Here is a 17,414-nt window from a genome sequence, read left to right on the forward strand (position 1 = left end):
CACCCAGCCCGTCCGGCGCTTGAGGACGGAACCGGCGCTCACACGAGGCCCCGCACGCTCCCAGCACGATGCCGAGGCACACCCAGCCCGTCCGGGGGCACACCCAAGGCGCCCGGAGGCCCGCCCAGCCCGTCCGGGGGCACACCCAGCCCGTCCGGCGCTTGAGGACGGAACCGGTCACCACAGGGCCCCGCACCCGGCGGCGAACCGCCCACCCCACCCCGAAAGGCCTACCGCCCCGCCCGCGCGGCCCGGGCGACCACGACGACGGCCTTCTCCAGGGCGTACTCGGGGTCGTCCCCCCCGCCCTTCACCCCCGCGTCCGCCGCCGCCACCGCCCGCAGGGCCACCGCGACCCCGTCGGGCGTCCATCCCCGCATCTGCTGCCGCACCCGGTCGATCTTCCACGGCGGCATACCCAGCTCCCGGGCCAGATCGGCCGGCCGGCCACCCCGGGCCGAGGACAGCTTCCCGATCGCCCGCACCCCCTGCGCCAACGCACTGGTGATCAGGACGGGCGGGACCCCGGTCGACAACGACCACCGCAGTGCCTCCAGCGCCTCCGCCGCGCGCCCCTCGACCGCCCGGTCGGCGACGGTGAACGACGAGGCTTCCGCCCGCCCGGTGTAATAACGCCCGACGACCGCCTCGTCGATCGTGCCCTCGACGTCCGCGATCAGCTGGGACACCGCACTCGCCAGCTCCCGCAGATCGCTGCCGATGGAGTCGACCAGCGCCTGGCAGGCCTCCGGCGTCGCGGACCGGCCGTGCGCCCGGAACTCCGACCGTACGAAGGAGAGCCGCTCGGCGGGCTTGGTGGTCTTCGGGCAGGCGACTTCCCGCGCCCCGGCCTTGCGCGCCGCGTCCAGCAGCCCCTTGCCCTTGGCGCCGCCCGCGTGCAGCAGGACGAGCGTGATCTCCTCGACCGGCGCGCCGAGATACGCCTTGACGTCCTTGATCGTGTCGGCCGAGAGGTCCTGCGCGTTGCGCACGATCACGACCTTGCGCTCGGCGAAGAGCGAGGGGCTGGTGAGCTCGGCGAGCGTGCCGGGCTGCAACTGGTCGGACGCCAGATCACGTACGTCCGTGTCGGCGTCGGCAGCACGGGCGGCCGCCACCACCTGCTGCACCGCACGGTCCAGGAGGAGGTCCTCCTGGCCCACGGCGAGGGTGAGGGGCGCGAGCGGATCGTCGGTGGAATTCTTCCTGGTGGCCATCGCGATCCAGCATCCCACGCCCCACTGACAGCCCGGACAGCCCCGGCTGTCGGTGCCCGGGGCCGGGGCGCGGGGCACCGACGCCCGTACCGGAGAATGACCGGGTGAGCGATGTGAGACATGTACTGGTGCTGCCCGACCGCGACGCCGCGGAGGAGGTGGCCGGGGAGCTGGCGGACCGCTTCGGGGTCGCCGAGGAGCCTCAGCTCGTACGGGACGCGCTGGCCGGCGAGGACGACGCCGAGGACGCCCAGTGGCTGGTGGTCGTGGAGGACGCGGCCGGGCGCCTGGACCCGGCCGCGCTCGACGCGTTCGCGGAGGAGTACGAAGGCTGGCTGGAGAAGCCGTGACGCCCGGCCGCATCGGCCGTCGGGAACGGTCCGGCCCGCTCAGCCCTTGGGAACGATCTGAATGTCCAGGTCGATCACGATGCTCGGCCCCACCACGGCGATCCCGCGTGCCAGCATGGTCTGCCAAGTAAGGGTGAAGTCCTCACGGTGCAGTTCGGTGGTGGCCCGGCAGGCGGCGCGCGTCTCGCCCTCCAGGCCGTTGCCGATACCGAGGTACTGGGTGTCCAGCGTCACGGTACGGCTGACGCCGTGCAGGGTCAGCGCCCCGGTGACGCCCCACCGGCTGCCGCCCCGGTGGACGAAGCGCTCGCTGTAGAACTCCAGCGTCGGGTAGCGGCCGACGTCGAGGAAGTCGCCGGAGCGCAGGTGGTCGTCGCGCATCTGCACATTGGTGTCGATCGAGGCCGCGTCGATGATCACGTGCATGGCGGAGTCCTCCATGCGGTCGGCGATCCGGACCGCCCCGGCGAAGGTGTTGAACCTGCCGTGGATGCGCGCCAGCCCGATGTGCCGGGCGGTGAAACCGATCTGCGAGTGGTTCGGCTCGATGTCCCAGTCGCCGGGGTCGGGCAGCTGCGGCGGCTGCGCCACCTGGAGGGTCACATTTCCCAGAGTGGCGTGCGCGCCCTCGGCCACCGTCACCGCTCCGTGGAACGGGGTGAAGCCCTCGGCCGTGATCGCCAGCCGGTAGTCGCCCGCCGGGACCGTGGCGAGAACACTGCCGAAGGGGTCCGTCTCGCCGCCGATCACCTTGCGGCCCGCGCTGTCGGTCACGACGAACTCGGCCTGCTGAACCGGTTCGTTGACCGGGTCCAGCACCCGACAGTTGAGCACGCCCGCGGTACGGGGCACCTGGAATCCGGCGAGGGCCCCACCGCGCCCACCCGCCGGGCCTCTGTTTCCCAGCCAACGGCCGAACATCTCTACGTACCCCCAGGGGCGCTGCACGCTTCGGGCCCCTGACAGGTGGACGTCTTTGTCGGATCAGCGGCCCGCCGACGAGCATGCATTCGATCACTATTGCGGCGTTCGAGGCAAACGGAGGACCTCGGAGGGTCTTGTACGGAGCTGCTACAAGGTGTAATGAGGTGTACCGACGTATGGCGAGGTGCGATGGGCTGCGACGAGCTGTACGCAGGTGTTGCCGAAGGTCCGAATGGCGAGTTCCGCCTGTGTGGATCAGTCGCCCGCTGCGTTCGTCCTCGGCATTTTCCGCAGCGCTCGTCCGTGGCGTTCGTCCGCGGCGTTCGTCCGTGGCGTTCGCGTGTCACCGGCCCGCGTCGGGCCCCGGCGCCGCGACCGCCTCCCGGAGCTGGGGAACCCGGGAGAGCCGCACCCCGAAGTGGTCCCGGTAGGCGGCGAGCACCTCCTCGTCCGTGGCCAGTTCCGTACGGTGCTGATCCCCGCCGACCGTGGTGACCAGGGTCCGTCCGCTCAGCGTCACCCGCCCGGTCTCCGTGTACCGGGAGCACACAAGCGACCGGGTGAAGTGCGAGTCCGGCGAGGTGCGGTGGTACCACGCCCCGCCCCGGAACTCCGGCAGCGTCCGCGGCCTCAGGTCGAGCCGGAACTGCCGTGAGCCCCCGCGCAGCAGATCCAGATCCCCCTGCGGCGCCTGACGGAGCCGGAACACGCCCCGGGGGTCCTCCTGATCCGCCCGGTCGTCGAGCGCCAGCGGCCACAGCGCGTTGTCGCCGAACCCGACATCCGCCAGCCAGGGCCCCGTACCGTCCTCGGTCTCCACCCGCAGCGCCATGTGGTCGTACGGAATGCCCAGGCGGCCGCCGTCGCCGAAGACCCGGGCCTGGAGCAGGGTCACCCGGAAGCCGAGGGCACGCAGCAACGCCCCGAACGCGCCGTTCAGTTCGTAGCAGAAGCCTCCGCGACCGCCGGTCACCTTGTCCATGAGCGCCCGTTCCTCCAGCACGATGTCCTCGCCCAGATGGACCGAGAGGTTCTCGAAGGGCACGGCGAGCAGGTGCCGGTGCTGCAGGTCGCGCAGCGCTTCGATGTCGGCCCGCGCCGGACGGTCCGCGCCGATCCGGGTGAGATAGGCGTCGACGGCGGCGGCGGTGCCGTCGTCGGGTCCCGGGACGGAGGCGCCGGACGTCGTGGGTGTCTGCGTGGTCATGGGCCCAGTCTGCGCCCGCTCCCGCCCCACGGACCACCGGTCCCACGACGGGTCCTAGGACTCCTGACCGAGGCCCCTTGCCCGAGGCGTGGCACGGTGATCGCGCTCTAGCCTGACGGGCATGACCGAACCCGATCCCGCGCGCAGCCGGGAGCAGCGCAAACAGGACACCCTGGACCGTCTTCGACAGGACGACGACGCGTGGGTGGCGACAGCCTGCGCGGACGGCGAGCCCACTCTGGTCCCGCTGTCGTTCCTCTGGGACGACGACACCGGCACCCTGGTCATGGCCACCCGGCGGACCAATCCCACCGCCGTCAACGTGACTCCCGACGGCCCGATCCGCGTCACCCTCGGCCACACCCGCGACGTGGTGCTGATCGAGGGCGGGGCGGGGATCCTGGAGGGGGCCGACCTTCCCCCCGCGACAAGGGAAGCCTTCGCCGCGAAGCTCCGATGGGACCCGCGCACCCCCGTCTGGGTGTTTCTGCACATCACCCCCCACACCGTGCGCGCCTGGCGCGAGGTCAACGAACTCGCCGACCGCGACCTGATGCTCGCCGGAACGTGGCTGGTCTGACCCGAGCGCTGTCATGACCGGCCCACCGCCCGCAGCTCCTTCCCGGCGCCCGTCACCGCGATCGGGCCGTCGGTGTCGGTGCGCAGGACCCGGGCCCCGGCCGCCCTGAGGGCGCCCACCGTGCGGGCCGAGGGGTGTCCGTACGGGTTGTCCGCGCCGCAGGAGATGAGCGCCAGCCTCGGCCGTACGCCGTGGAGCAGCCCGGTGTCCTGGAACGCCGAGCCGTGGTGGGCCACCTTGAGGACGTCCACCGGACCCGAAGCCTCCCGGCCACGCAGCAACTCCCGCTGGGCCGGGGGTTCGAGGTCCCCGAGGAGCAGCAGCGTCAGCCCGCCGGCCGCCCGTACGCGCAGCGTGACGCTGGAGTCGTTCGGCTCCCGCACCGGCGCCCCCGCTCCCCCGGGCCCTGGGCGCGGCCAGAGGACCCGCCAGTCGACCGGGCCCGCCCGGCGGTGCTCACCCGCCACGGCCCGCATCGTCGGGACCCGCGCCGCAGCCGCTGTCCGCCGTACGAACGCGGCCTGTTCCGGCGGCTCTTGGAGGCTCGTCGTCTGGATCGCGCCCACCGCCCTGCCCCGGAGCACGCCCGGCAGCCCACGCACATGGTCGGCGTGGAAGTGGGTGAGGACCACGAGGGGAACGCGGGTCACCGCGAGGTCGCGCAGACACCGGTCGACCGCACGGGGGTCGGGTCCGGCGTCGACGACCACCCCTGTGCCCTCCCCCGCCATGAGCACCATCGCGTCGCCCTGCCCCACGTCGCAGAGCGCGAACGCCCAGTCGGGCGGCGGCCACCCGGTCATGATCCGGGTCAGCGGAACCGGCCTCAGCACCGCCAGCACGAGGAGCAGCCCGGTGGCCGCGCAGATCCACGGGCGCCGGGCCAGCCTCGGAGCCAGGAGCACGGCCAGCACGGTGAGGGCGGCCAGCAGCGCCGCGCCGGACCACCCTCCGGGCCACTGGGCCTCCGCCCCGGGGAGCCCCGCCCCCGTGCGGGCGACCGTGGCGATCCACCCGACCGGCCAGCCGGCGATCCCGGCCAGCAGTTCGGCAACCGGCGGGGAGACCGGGGCGACGGCGAGGGCCGCGAACCCGAGCACGGTCGCCGGGGCCACCGCGAACTCCGCCAGCAGATTGCACGGGACCGCCACCAGGCTGACCCGTGAGGCCAGGACCACCACCACGGGTGCGCACACGGCCTGCGCGGCGGCCGCCGCGGCCAGCACCTCGGCGAGCCTGCCCGGCACCCGCCGCGCCCGCAGGGCGACGCTCCACCGTGGCGCGAGGGTCAGCAGGGCACCGGTGGCGAGCACCGACAGCAGGAAGCCGTAGCTCCGGGCGAGCCAGGGATCGTAGAGGACCAGGAGGACGACAGCCGCCGCCAGGGCGGGAATCAGGGACCTCCGGCGGCCCGTTCCGATCGCGAGGAGCGTGATGAGACCGCAGGCTGCCGCGCGGAGCACGCTCGGTTCCGGACGGCACACGACGATGAAGGCCAGGGTCAGCCCACCGCCGATCAACGCGGTCCCTCGCAGGGAGAGCCCCAACACCGGTGCCAGGCCGCGCCGTTCCGCGCTCAGCGCCGACCCGGGTGGCCCGACGAGGAGGAAGAGCAGAATCGAGAGATTGGCCCCGGAAACGCTCAAGAGGTGCGTCAGATCAGTCGCCTTGAAGGCGTCGTGGAGTTCGGGCGGGACCCTGGAGGTGTCACCGACCACCAGCCCCGGCAACAGCGCACGGGCGTCCGGGGACAGATCGTCCGTCGCCTCCCGCAATCCGGCGCGCAGATCCCCGGCCGTGCGCTGGAGCCACGTCGGCGGGCCGGTGATCCGAGGCGCCCCCTCGTCGTCCACCCGGAGGACCGCCGCCAGACGTTCGCCCTCATGGGCGGGGGGCGAGAGCCTGCCGCCGAGCCGGAGCCGGGTGGACGGCAGCAACTTCTGCCAGTCCGCCCGGTGGTCACCCGCCGCGACCATGAGCAGCACCGGTGTCCGGACCCGGGTGCCCGAGCCGTCCGGCGTCCGCACCTCCATGACCTCGGCGTCGATCAGGAGCAGGGGCGGGGCGCTGTGGTTGCCCCGGACCGCCGGGCGGGTCGTCCGGGGATCCGAGGTCACCCGTACGTCGGCGTCGATCCGCGCGTACTCCTCTGCCAGCCCGGGGACGGGACCACGCCGCACATCGGCCCCGTGGAGCCCGGCCACGGCCGCGCCCGCCGCCGCGCACAGCAGGACGGCTCCCCCGGCGGCGACGGCCCGGGACCGTCCGGCGGGCCGCCCCTCCCGCGAGGTGCGCGAGGCCACCACCAGCAGAACGACCGCCGGAACCAGACAGGCGGCGGCCACGGTGGCCACCCACCGCCCCGGCAGCCCCAGCGTCGACGCCGCAGCCGCCCAGACCGCCAGGGCGGGCGGAACGAGCCGCAGGTCCGCGGGCCCGTCCGCTCGCGACCCGGCCCCACCCGGCGCACCCGGAGCACCCGAATCCCCCGACGCACCCGAATCACTCGGCGTTCCCGGCACACGCGGCGCACACTCCGAACTGCCCGTGGCATCGCGCGTTCCCCGGACGTAGAGCCGGGCCTCCCGGCTGCTCATGGCCGTACGAGCGGCTGGAGTTCGGCGAAGCGGCGGTCGCCGATCCCGTTGACCTGCCGGAGCTCGTCGACGGACCGGAATCCGTTGTTCTCCGTGCGGTAGTCGATCATGTGCTGGGCCAGCACGGGCCCGACCCCTGGCAGCGTTTCCAGCTGCTCCGCGGTCGCCGTGTTCAGGCTCAGCGGTGCCGAGGGCCCGGGTCCGCCCGGCGCGCCGCCCGGCCCGTCGGCCCCGGCGCGCCCGCCACCGGTCGTCCCGGGGACCGGCGGTCCGGGCGGTAGACCCACGACGACCTGCTCACCGTCCAGCAGGACCCGCGCCCGATTGAGCCCCGTCACATCCGTGCCCGCGCGCACACCGCCCGCCGCGTCGAGCGCGTCCGCCACCCGCGAGCCCGCAGGAAGCCGACGGACCCCGGGCCGACGCACCTTGCCGCTCACATCGACGACGATCTGCCCGCTCCCGCTCCCGCCCGCATCCGCGTCCGGTGGTGACCCTGCGGTCGGACGGGGGACCTGATCGGGGCCCCCGGGCCGTAACGGGTCCGGTGGCAACGCCGGCGCCGCCGCTTCGTCCGCGACCGGCTCCGGCGCGCGCACGGCCTGGGGGCGTACGGACCAGAAGTGGAACGCCGCGACCCCCACGGCGGCGAGCAGCACCAGCCCGAGTACCACCGGCGTGCGCGGCGCCATCCCGCACCGGAGCCGCACCCACAACGGCAGCCGTTCCCGGACGGCCGACACGAGACGGCCCGCCCTGGACGTACCCCCGGACACCGCCCCCGGGGCCTCGGACACGGGTACGGGTACGGTCTCCGCCTCACGTACCGATACGGGCGCGGGCTCCGCTTCACACACCGATACGGGCGCCGGATCCGCCTCACGTGCCCGGGACGCGGGCGCGGTACCACGCCCGGGCCCGGGGACACCTGCCATCAGCGCGTCCGCCCGACGACGCGCGGCCGCCGCGGCACGAGCGGAACGCCCCCGCGCGGACAGCCGCCCACCGTGGCGTGCACCGGAACGCGTGCCGGGGCCCACGCCCGCCCGGCCGCTCGGGCGCGTGCCGGAACCGCGCCGCACCCGTGCGGGCGTCCTCGCCGGCAGCAGGTCGGGCGGCGGAGGCGAAGGCGCAGGTGGGAACGTGGGCGATGCATCGGATGACAGGGCAGAGGCGGAAAGAGCATCGGGAGCCGACGCCCGAGAAGATCGAAGGGCCATGCCTCACGACGTTAGGCACATCCGCCCGAACCCGCTGAGCACCACCGATTCCTGTGGAAAGACCGGCGGTTGTGGACAACTCGACCACTCCACGGGGTGAAATCCCGCTCACCGCGAGGAGATCATCGCGAGAGATCACCGCGAAGAGATCACCGCGGGTAGTTCACCGCAGAGAGATCACCGCAGAGAGATCACCGCGCCGAGCAGCCCCGGCCCCGTGTGCGCCCCGATCACCGCGCCGACCTCGCTGACGTGGAGGTCGACCAGACCGGGAACGCGCTCGCGCAGCCGCTCGGCCAGCCGCTCCGCGCGCTCCGGGGCGGCGAGGTGGTGGACGGCGATGTCCACCGGGGCCGCCCCCGCCCGTTCGGCGACGATCTCCTCCAGGCGGGCAATGGCCTTGGACGTCGTCCGCACCTTCTCCAGCATCTCGATCCGTCCCGCGTCGAGCTCCAGGATCGGTTTCACCGCCAGCGCGGATCCCAGCAGGGCCTGCGCCGTACCGATGCGTCCGCCCCGGCGCAGATAGTCGAGCGTGTCGACATAGAAATACGCCGAGGTGCCTGCGGCCCGCTTCTCCGCGGCCGACACCGCCTCGTCCAGGCCGCCGCCCGCCTCGGCGGTCTCCGCAGCCGCCAGAGCGCAGAATCCCAGGGCCATGGCGACCATGCCGGTGTCCACCACACGTACCGGAACGGGGGCGTCCGCCGCCGCGAGCAGCGCGGCGTCGTACGTGCCCGAGAACTCCGACGACAGGTGCAGCGACACCACCGCGTCCGCGCCGCCCTCGGCCGCCGTCCGGTAGGCCGCGGCGAAGACCTCGGGGCTGGGGCGGGACGTGGTCACGGAGTGGCGTTTCTGCAGAGCCAGGGCGAGCGAGCGGGCCGAGATCTCCGTGCCCTCCTCCAGCGCCCGGTCGCCCAGGACGACGGTCAGCGGCACTGCGGTGATGCCGTGCCGTTCCATCGTCGGGCGCGGCAGGTAGGCCGTGGAATCGGTGACGATAGCGACATGGCGGGACATGAGCCGGAGGTTACCTGGCGTGGTGGGAGTACGGCAGCCCGGCCCCGGCCCTCTGATCATTCATGGCCGCTTCGGAGCGTATCCGGCCGGGTCGTGGATACGCCGGAGCCGTCGCGTGTGCGTCAGTTCGTCGTTTCCGGCCGGGTGGACTTCTGCCAGGGATAGGTCGTGCGCAGCCGCGGGTCCGGGGCGGTGATCGCCTGCGGGCTCTCCTCGCGGGCCGGTCCGGACCACGCCTGGTCGGCCGTGCTGCTGTTCCCGGCCGAGGGGTCCGCCGAGGCGGCCGGCTCGGGCCAGTCCGTCCCGGGGCCCTGGCCCGGTGTCGAGGCGGGTGCCCCCGCGCCGGATGCCTGCGACGGCTCCTCGACGGTCCAGTGCCGCAGCGCGCCGGCCTCGATGTCGATCTGCGCGTTCAGCGCGTCCAGGTCGTCGTCGGCGAACTGGCGCGCCCGGTCCCGTGCCGCCCAGCGCAGCGACTCCGCCGAGTGCGTGATCCGCTGCGTGCGTTCCCTCAGCTTGGGCAGCAGGCCCGCGACCGTCGCCCGGTCCGGCTCACGCTCCAGCCGCTTCAGCTCGTCGTCCAGCTCTAGGCCGTGCTCGCTCAGCCTCCGGAACAGTGCCACCGACTCGGCCAGGGACGCGTCCTCGGCGGCACCGGCGTGCAGGGCGTCCTGCGTGGCGCGCATCGAGGTGCGCAGGGCGAGCCGGAGCTGCGCCAGCTCGCCGGCGACACCCGTCTGCCCGAAGCTCTTGGCCCGGAGCGTGGTGTCCTCCACGGTGCGCCGGGCCTGCGTGATCGTTCGGTCCACGCCTCGCTTGGCCGCGCCGACGGCCTTCACGGTCGCGTAGACGCCCAGCGCGACGAACGCGACCAAGAGCAACGCCAGGATCGTGATCGCGGCTTCCATGAATGCCCCTCGATATCTCGATGCGGCCGCCGATACCGGTCGCCTCCTCCACCGTAAACGGAACGGGCAGGCCGAGGGTTCCTTCGGAACCCCCAACCTGCCCGTAGGGGATGGCCCTCACCGTTCGGAGGGACGTCACGCGGGGACGATGTTCACCAGCTTCGGCGCGCGCACGATCACCTTGCGGATCCCGGCCCCGCCCAGCGCCGCCACGACCGCCTCGTCGGCCAGGGCCAGCGCCTCCAGCTCCTCGTCCGTGATGGCGGGCGAGATCTCCAGGCGGGCCCGGACCTTGCCCTTGATCTGGACGACGCAGGTGACGGTCTCGTCCACGACGTACGCCGGGTCCGCAACCGGGAAGTCCTGGTGCACGACCGACCCGGTGTGGCCCAGCCGCCGCCACAGCTCCTCCGCGATGTGCGGGGCCAGCGGGGCGATCAGCAGGACCAGCCGCTCGGCGACGGAGCGCGACAGCGGGCCGCCGGCCTTCGTCAGGTGGTTGTTCAGCTCGGTGACCTTGGCGATGGCGGTGTTGAACCGCATCCCCGCCATGTCCTGGCCGACCCCGTCGATGGCCTTGTGCAGGGCGCGCAGCGTGTCCTCGCCGGGCTCCGTGTCGACGACGGTGATCTCACCCGTCTCCTCGTCGACCACATTGCGCCACAGACGCTGCAGCAGCCGGTACTGGCCGACCACGGCCCGGGTGTCCCAGGGGCGCGACACGTCCAGGGGGCCCATCGCCATCTCGTACAGGCGCAGGGTGTCCGCACCGTACTCGGCGCAGATCTCGTCCGGCGTGACCGCGTTCTTCAGGGACTTGCCCATCTTGCCCAGGACGCGGCTGACCTTCTCGCCCTCGAAGTAGAACGCGCCGTCGCGCTCCTCCACCTCGGCGGCGGGGACGGCGATGCCCCGGCTGTCGCGGTAGACGAAGGCCTGGATCATGCCCTGGTTGTACAGCTTGTGGAACGGCTCGGCGGAGGAGATGTGGCCCAGGTCGTGCAGCACCTTGGACCAGAAGCGCGCGTACAGCAGGTGCAGCACGGCGTGCTCGGCGCCGCCGACGTACAGGTCGACACCGCCGGTGGGCTGACCCTCGCGCGGGCCCATCCAGTACTGCTCGATCGCCGGGTCGACCAGCTGCCGGTCGTTGTTCGGGTCCAGGTAGCGCAGCTCGTACCAGCAGGAACCGGCCCAGTTGGGCATGGTGTTGGTCTCGCGGCGGTACTTCCGGGGACCGGCGCCGTCGCCCAGGTCCAGCGTGACGTTGACCCAGTCGGCGTTGCGCGACAGCGGGGTCTCGGGCTGGGCGGTCGCGTCCTCCGGGTCGAAGGTGCGCGGCGAGTAGTCCTCGACCTCGGGCAGCTCCAGCGGCAGCATCGACTCGGGCAGCGGGTGGGCGATGCCGTCCTCGTCGTACACGATCGGGAACGGCTCGCCCCAGTAGCGCTGCCGGCTGAACAGCCAGTCGCGCAGCCGGAAGTTGACGGTGCCCTCGCCGACGCCGTGCTCCTTCAGCCAGTCGGTGATCCTCGCCTTGGCCTCGACGACGCCCAGGCCGTCCAGCGAGATCTCATCGTTCGCGGAGTTGACCAGCTTCGCGTCGTACGAGCCGAAGGCGTCGTCCCACGTGGAGGGGTCGGTTCCGCGGTCGTCGGAGGGCTGGACGACGCAGCGCATCGGCAGCTCGAAGGCGCGCGCGAAGGCGAAGTCGCGCGCGTCGTGCGCCGGTACGGCCATGATCGCGCCGGTGCCGTAGCCCATCAGGACGTAGTCGGCGATGAAGACGGGGACCTTCTCGCCGCTGACCGGGTTGGTCGCGTACGCGCCGGTGAAGACACCGGTCTTGTCCTTGGCCTCGGCCTGCCGCTCGACGTCGGACTTGGCGGCGGCCTGCTTGCGGTACGCGGTGACGGCCTCGGCCGGGCTCGCGTGGCCGCCGGTCCACACCGGGTGGGTGCCCTCGGGCCAGGCGGCCGGGATGATCCGCTCGACCATGTCGTGCTCGGGCGCCAGCACCATGTACGTCGCGCCGAACAGGGTGTCCTGGCGGGTGGTGAAGACGGTGATGCCGCCGGCGGTGTCCACCGGGAACTCGACCCGGGCGCCCTCGGAGCGGCCGATCCAGTTGCGCTGCTGCAGCTTGATGGCCTCGGGCCAGTCCAGCCCGTCCAGGTCGTTCAGCAGCCGGTCGGCGTAGGAGGTGATGCGCATGTTCCACTGGCGCAGCTTGGCCTTGAAGACGGGGAAGTTGCCGCGCTCGGAGCGGCCGTCGGCGGTGACCTCCTCGTTGGCCAGGACGGTGCCCAGCCCGGGCGACCAGTTGACCGGGGCGTCGGAGGCGTACGCCAGGCGGTACTCGCTCAGCAGGTCGGCCCGCTCGGTGGCGCTCAGCGCGCTCCACTCACGGCCGTCGGGGGTCGCGCGCGCGCCGCTCTCGAACTGCTCGACCAGCTCGGCGATCGGGCGGGCCCGGTCGGCCTCGGAGTCGTACCAGGAGTTGAAGATCTGCAGGAAGATCCACTGCGTCCACTTGTAGTACTCGGACTCGATCGTCGCGAAGGAGCGGCGGTTGTCGTGGCCCAGGCCCAGCCGGCGCAGCTGGGCCTTCATGTTCACCATGTTGGCCTCGGTGGAGACCCGGGGGTGGGTGCCCGTCTGGACGGCGTACTGCTCGGCCGGCAGGCCGAAGGCGTCGAAGCCCAGGGTGTGCAGCACGTTGTGGCCGCTCATCCGCTGGTGGCGGGCGTAGACATCGGTGGCGATGTAGCCCAGCGGGTGTCCGACGTGCAGCCCCGCGCCCGAGGGGTACGGGAACATGTCCATGATGAACTTCTTCGGCTTGGCGGCCAGCTCCGGGTCGCCCGCCAGGTCACCGGTGGGGTTCGGCGCCTCGTACGTCCCCTCGGCGTCCCAGAAGTCCTGCCAGCGTGCCTCGATGTCGGCGGCCATGGCCGCCGTGTAGCGGTGCGGCGCGGCCGTCTCGGCTGCGGAATTCGTCTCGCTCATGATCCTCAAAGCTCCATCGATCGTCATCTGCCGGGAAACGAAAAATCCCCTCGCACAGGAGGGGACGCCGCGCTGACTCCGACCAGGCGTTCTCACCGGTCGGGACTGTTCAGCGCGGCTCGCTAAGCAGAAGGCGTACGGCACGCATGGCGTCAGGGTACCGCACGGGCCCGGAGGGGAGCGGGGAGTAACCAGGGGGCGGACAGCGCACGCGCGAACCGGAACCCCGCCGACCAGCCGTCGCTCTCCGTAGCCGAAATGCGGCGCTTCGGTGAGCGCACGGTGCGGGTGCGGCGACCCTCCCGTGTGCGTTCCATGGACTTCTGGAGCGGTTTCCGGGGCGGCTCCTGGGGCGGCCGCCCGGCGAAGGGAACGCCCGGGAAGCGGGGTTACTCCGCGTACCGACCTCTTTCGGGGCAACCGAGCAAAGCCCGTACTGGTTGGTATGGGGCGTCCTAGCATGCGGCAACGGGACCGCTTTGCCGAACTATTCGGAGTCGCCCCCCATGAACCCTCATCGCATGAACCCTCATCGCAAGATCCGCGTATCCACCGGCATGAGCCCCGGAATGAGTCGGCCGGTACAGGGCGGCCTGACAGTCGCCGCATTGGTTTTCGTCCCCCTGCTCGCCGTCGCGGGGAGCGACGGACTGCGCGCCACCCTCGATTTCACCACCGGCGTCCTGTCGCTGGTGTCGCTCAGCGCCGCCGTCGCCTGGGGCCTGCTGGCCACCGACCGGCTGTTCCTCTCCACTCGTCAGCGCATCGTCTGCCAGGGCGTCCACCGGGTCACCGCGGTGGCCGCGCTCGGCTTCCTGCTGCTGCACGGAACCGTGAAGGTGGCCCTCGGCCATGTGTCCCTGATCGGCGCCCTCATACCCTTCGGCCTCGGCGTCACCGGCACGGCCGGGCTGATCGGGTTCGGCTCGCTGGCCGGGCTGCTGATGGTCCTCGCCGCCGCGACCGGCGCCCTGCGCAGCGCCTTCGCGCAGCCCTCCCCCACGGCCGCCCGGCTCGGGCAGTCGCTGGGGTCCCCGCGGGACACGGGCGGCATCGCGGGCCGCTGGCGCTCCCTGCACGCGCTGGCGTATCCGGCCTGGTGCGCCGCGCTGATCCACGGCCTGTACGCGGGGCGTGCGCCCGCCACCTGGGTGGTGGTGATGTACGGCCTCTGCCTCACCGGTGTCGCCTGCGCGCTGTGCCTGCGGCTGTTGCCGCGCCCGACGAAGCGGCGGATCGCCGACCGGATCGCCGTGCTGCTGGGCCAGGGGCCCCCGGGCGCCCCCGATCCGGTCCTGCGGGAGTCCTCCGCCTCCGCCGGGGGGCCCTGGTCCGACCCGGCCGCCTGGAGCGAGCCGGACCGCGACCCAAGGGGCACGCCGGTGCGCCCGCGCACCCTCTCCGCACCGATACCCCCGGCGGCGCCCCCGCCCCCGGCCATCCCCGGCTCGTCGCACGAGGCGCCGACGGAAACGCTGTACGGACCCCGGTCCCCCTTGCACGAGCCCCCGCCCCGCCCGTACGAGCCTCCGTCCCACCTGTACGAGCCTCCGCCCCGCAGCGCCGACCGCATCGCCTTCGGCCCTCAGGACGACCTGCCGGGCCAAGGGCGACAGAAGGCCGGGCCGGGACCGGGACCCGGTCCGGGCCTGGCGGCCGGATACCGCGCCGTCTCGCTCGGCGGCGGCCCGTCGCTCCCGCCGGAGAGCCGCTGGCCCTCGCCGTCCCCCGCGCCGCCCGCGCGGGCACACCACAGTCCGCCCGCGCCCCGTGCCGAACCGGCGGCCGGGCCGTTCACCGCGCCCCCGGCCGGCGAACCCTGGCACGCACCCGCAGGAGACCGACCGTGAACGTCCCCCTCCCCGATGTTCCCGAGGTCCGCGTCGTCGGGCTGCCCCAACTGACCACCGGATTCGACCTGGTGGAGCGGATCGACCTCGACATGCACCTCAAGGTGCACGGGCCGCTGGAGCCGATGACCGGTGAACGGCTGGCCGAACTGGCCGAAACGATCTCCCTGTGCGGAAGGGGAGGCGCCGGTTTCCCGTTCGGCAGGAAGCTGCGGGCCGTGGCGAAGGCGTCCATCCGGCGCGGCGTACGGCCCGTCGTGGTGATCAACGGCAGCGAGGGCGAACCCGCCTGCCGCAAGGACACCGTCCTGCTCAACCGCGCCCCGCACCTGATCCTGGACGGCGCACTGCTGGCCGCGGAGGCGCTCGGCGCGCGTACGTTGGTCGTCGCCGTGACCCGTAACTCCACGGAGGTCTCCGTACGGGCGGCCCTCGCCGAGCGCGGCCTCTCCGACCGGCGCGGCAGCCCGTTGCGCGCCCGGGTGGTCCGCACCCCGGAGCGTATGGTCTCGGGCGAGGCGTCCTCGGTGATCCGGGCGGCGAACGGCGGGCCCGCCCTGCCGCCGGGCCGGCGCGAGCGGGCGGCGGAGACCGGGGTGGGCGGCGCCCCGACGCTGCTGTCGAACGCGGAGACGTACGCCCAGCTCGCCGTCGCCGCCCGGATCGGGCCCCGTCGCTACGGGCACACCGGGCTGCCGAGCGAGCCGGGCACCGTCCTGCTCACCGTCTCCGGCGCCGTGGCCCGGCCCATGGTCATCGAGGTGCCGACCGGCGTACCGCTGCGGTACGTCCTGCAACTGGCCGGAGCCCCGCCGCTCCCCCAGGGCGTGCTGACCGGCGGCTACCACGGCAACTGGATCGACGCGGTCGCCTCGCACAACGCCGTGGTCTCCCGTGAGTCCCTGGCCACCGTGGGGGGCGCGCTCGGCGCGGGCGCCATCCTGCCGATCGGGCCGGACACCTGCCCGCTGGGCGAGTCCCTCCGGATCGCCAACTGGCTGGCCGCCGAGACCGCCGGGCAGTGCGGTCCGTGCAAGCTGGGGCTTCCCGCCGCCGCGGGCGGGCTCTCCGACGTGCTGAACGGCGGCGGGCCCGCCGCCCTGGAGGCCCTGCGCGAGGTCACCCAGGCCGTGAAGGGGCGCGGGGCGTGCAAACACCCGGACGGCTCCGCCCGGTTTCTGCTCTCGACCCTGTCGGCGTTCACGGACGACCTCGCCGCACACGTCCTGGACGGGGGCTGCGGCCGCGAGACGGCCGGGGTGCTGCCGCTGCCCGCACCCGGCTACCAGGACCTGGAGGAGTCGATTCCGAGTGGCGAGAAGCTGGCGGTCGACTGGACGCTCTGCCAGGGCCACGCCCTGTGTGCCGACATCGTCCCCGAGCTCATCCGGCTGGGGCCCGACGGCTTTCCGGCGCTGGCGGACGCCGCCGTACCGATGCATCTGCGCGGGCGTGCCCAGCGGGCCGTACGGCGCTGTCCCGCCCTGGCTCTCCGTATCGAGCAACCGCCGGCCGAGCAGCGCCCCGCCCTGCCTGCCACGGGCCGGCGAGCGCTGGGCAGTGGACGCGGCTGATCAAGACCGAAGCCGATCCGGACAGACGTGATCCGGACAGAAGAAGCGGGCCACCCGATCCGGGTGGCCCGCTTCTTCACTGTCGATCTTGTGGAGCTAAGGAGAATTGAACTCCTGACCTCCTGCATGCCATGCAGGCGCTCTACCAACTGAGCTATAGCCCCTCGCGGTGTGCCGCCCGGTTTCCCTTGGCGACATCGAGAACATTACACGGTCCCCCCGGTGCTTCACCAAATCGTTTCCGGTCCGCACCGATACGCCCGAATCATCCCGAACAGTGGATCGTCAGCCGCAGGTCAGGCGGTCGCGAAGGAGTAGAAGCGCTTGAGGGTGCAGTGCTCCTCCAGGAGCCGCCCGTAGATCGGCTCCCCCTCCAGCTCCCGGTAGGTCTCGATGGGGTCGCCTTTTATGATCAGCGCCCGCGCGCATTCCTCGCACCAGTACTGGTACTCCGCGTTGACCGGGTCCATGTCCCTGACGATGGGCGTACCGCTGCCGCACCAGTCGCACTTACGCCTGTGTGCACCCATCAGTCAGCTCCAGCTGTGGCCGCAGGCCGTGCACACGTAGGAGACCCCTCCGTTGTCGCCCAGAACCTGGGCCACATGGGACGAACCGCAGGACGGACAGCCGAGGCGGGATCGATCTTCGAACGGTACGGGGCCGGGAGACGGGGCGGCGACAAGAGGCTGGTCGGGGACGTGTTCGCGACTCGCAGGCATCGCGCTCCCTCCCGATCGGTACGTCGCCCCCTCCGGCGTTCCGATTCTGCCATGACCCCGCAAGGGGGTCAGCCCGCTCGGTGCTCCCTATACAGAAGATCCCGCCCCCTGATGGGGACGGGATCCTGATTGTGGAGCTAAGGAGAATTGAACTCCTGACCTCCTGCATGCCATGCAGGCGCTCTACCAACTGAGCTATAGCCCCGCTGTTCGCTGTTGTTTCCCTGCGTTTC

Annotated in this window: 14 protein-coding genes and 2 tRNA genes; 4 read left to right on the plus strand and 12 right to left on the minus strand. The window is 72.6% G+C overall.

What is annotated here, in order from left to right:
- Positions 1-230: 230 nt before the first annotated feature.
- The gene (gene holA / locus ACIQRW_RS18650) at positions 231-1,217 is read right to left on the minus strand and encodes a DNA polymerase III subunit delta (RefSeq protein WP_032791255.1); all 987 of its coding nucleotides are present in this window, start codon (positions 1,215-1,217) and stop codon (positions 231-233) included.
- A gap of 104 nt (positions 1,218-1,321) precedes the next feature.
- Between holA and ACIQRW_RS18655 the strand changes: the two genes are divergently transcribed.
- Complete coding sequence (locus ACIQRW_RS18655) at positions 1,322-1,567, plus strand: hypothetical protein (RefSeq protein WP_032791316.1); 246 nt, start codon at positions 1,322-1,324, stop codon at positions 1,565-1,567.
- A 39-nt stretch (positions 1,568-1,606) separates the two neighbouring features.
- Here ACIQRW_RS18655 and ACIQRW_RS18660 read toward each other — a convergent pair whose 3' ends face one another.
- On the minus strand, positions 1,607-2,488 hold the full coding sequence (locus tag ACIQRW_RS18660) for a YceI family protein (protein ID WP_403761696.1): 882 nt from the start codon (positions 2,486-2,488) through the stop codon (positions 1,607-1,609).
- A gap of 346 nt (positions 2,489-2,834) precedes the next feature.
- Positions 2,835-3,698, minus strand: a complete 864-nt coding sequence (locus ACIQRW_RS18665) for an arylamine N-acetyltransferase (RefSeq protein ID WP_403761279.1) — start codon at positions 3,696-3,698, stop codon at positions 2,835-2,837.
- A gap of 121 nt (positions 3,699-3,819) precedes the next feature.
- Here ACIQRW_RS18665 and ACIQRW_RS18670 point away from each other — a divergent pair, with 121 nt between their 5' ends.
- Positions 3,820-4,278, plus strand: a complete 459-nt coding sequence (locus ACIQRW_RS18670) for a pyridoxamine 5'-phosphate oxidase family protein (protein ID WP_403761282.1) — start codon at positions 3,820-3,822, stop codon at positions 4,276-4,278.
- Between the two features lie 11 nt (positions 4,279-4,289).
- On the opposite strand, the gene ACIQRW_RS18675 is transcribed toward ACIQRW_RS18670, so the two are convergent.
- The 5 genes from ACIQRW_RS18675 to leuS form a co-directional block, all read right to left on the minus strand.
- A complete protein-coding gene (locus ACIQRW_RS18675) occupies positions 4,290-6,875 on the minus strand; it encodes a ComEC/Rec2 family competence protein (protein WP_403761285.1) in 2,586 nt (861 codons plus the stop codon).
- Positions 6,872-7,567 carry a helix-hairpin-helix domain-containing protein gene (locus tag ACIQRW_RS18680; protein ID WP_403761698.1) on the minus strand — a complete coding sequence of 232 codons (696 nt, stop codon included), beginning with the start codon at positions 7,565-7,567 and terminating at the stop codon, positions 6,872-6,874. Before ACIQRW_RS18680 ends, ACIQRW_RS18675 begins: the two co-directional genes overlap by 4 nt.
- A gap of 705 nt (positions 7,568-8,272) precedes the next feature.
- Complete coding sequence (locus tag ACIQRW_RS18685) at positions 8,273-9,118, minus strand: DegV family protein (protein ID WP_403761288.1); 846 nt, start codon at positions 9,116-9,118, stop codon at positions 8,273-8,275.
- 122 nt (positions 9,119-9,240) lie between these two features.
- The gene (locus tag ACIQRW_RS18690; RefSeq protein ID WP_403761291.1) at positions 9,241-10,026 is read right to left on the minus strand and encodes a hypothetical protein; all 786 of its coding nucleotides are present in this window, start codon (positions 10,024-10,026) and stop codon (positions 9,241-9,243) included.
- A gap of 135 nt (positions 10,027-10,161) precedes the next feature.
- On the minus strand, positions 10,162-13,035 hold the full coding sequence (leuS, locus tag ACIQRW_RS18695; protein ID WP_403761294.1) for a leucine--tRNA ligase: 2,874 nt from the start codon (positions 13,033-13,035) through the stop codon (positions 10,162-10,164).
- A gap of 569 nt (positions 13,036-13,604) precedes the next feature.
- On the opposite strand from leuS, the gene ACIQRW_RS18700 reads away from it, so the two are divergent.
- Both ACIQRW_RS18700 and ACIQRW_RS18705 read left to right on the plus strand, forming a co-directional pair.
- The gene (locus ACIQRW_RS18700; protein WP_403761701.1) at positions 13,605-14,885 is read left to right on the plus strand and encodes a hypothetical protein; all 1,281 of its coding nucleotides are present in this window, start codon (positions 13,605-13,607) and stop codon (positions 14,883-14,885) included.
- Positions 14,882-16,459, plus strand: a complete 1,578-nt coding sequence (locus ACIQRW_RS18705; RefSeq protein WP_403761297.1) for an NADH-ubiquinone oxidoreductase-F iron-sulfur binding region domain-containing protein — start codon at positions 14,882-14,884, stop codon at positions 16,457-16,459. Before ACIQRW_RS18700 ends, ACIQRW_RS18705 begins: the two co-directional genes overlap by 4 nt.
- A 91-nt stretch (positions 16,460-16,550) precedes the next feature.
- Here the strand turns inward: ACIQRW_RS18705 and ACIQRW_RS18710 are convergent.
- The 4 genes from ACIQRW_RS18710 to ACIQRW_RS18725 form a co-directional block, all read right to left on the minus strand.
- Positions 16,551-16,623: transfer RNA gene (locus tag ACIQRW_RS18710), tRNA-Ala, on the minus strand.
- 132 nt (positions 16,624-16,755) lie between these two features.
- Positions 16,756-16,989 (minus strand): hypothetical protein, encoded by a 234-nt coding sequence (locus tag ACIQRW_RS18715; protein ID WP_003969224.1) that lies wholly within the window; start codon positions 16,987-16,989, stop codon positions 16,756-16,758.
- Positions 16,990-16,992: 3 nt separating this feature from the next.
- Positions 16,993-17,181 (minus strand): hypothetical protein, encoded by a 189-nt coding sequence (locus ACIQRW_RS18720; protein ID WP_403761300.1) that lies wholly within the window; start codon positions 17,179-17,181, stop codon positions 16,993-16,995.
- Positions 17,182-17,313: 132 nt separating this feature from the next.
- Positions 17,314-17,386 (minus strand) — tRNA-Ala (locus tag ACIQRW_RS18725).
- Positions 17,387-17,414 lie beyond the last annotated feature (28 nt).

The sequence above is a fragment of the Streptomyces sp. NPDC091287 genome, assembly GCF_044768525.1.
In the GTDB taxonomy this organism is placed as follows: Bacteria; Actinomycetota; Actinomycetes; order Streptomycetales; family Streptomycetaceae; genus Streptomyces.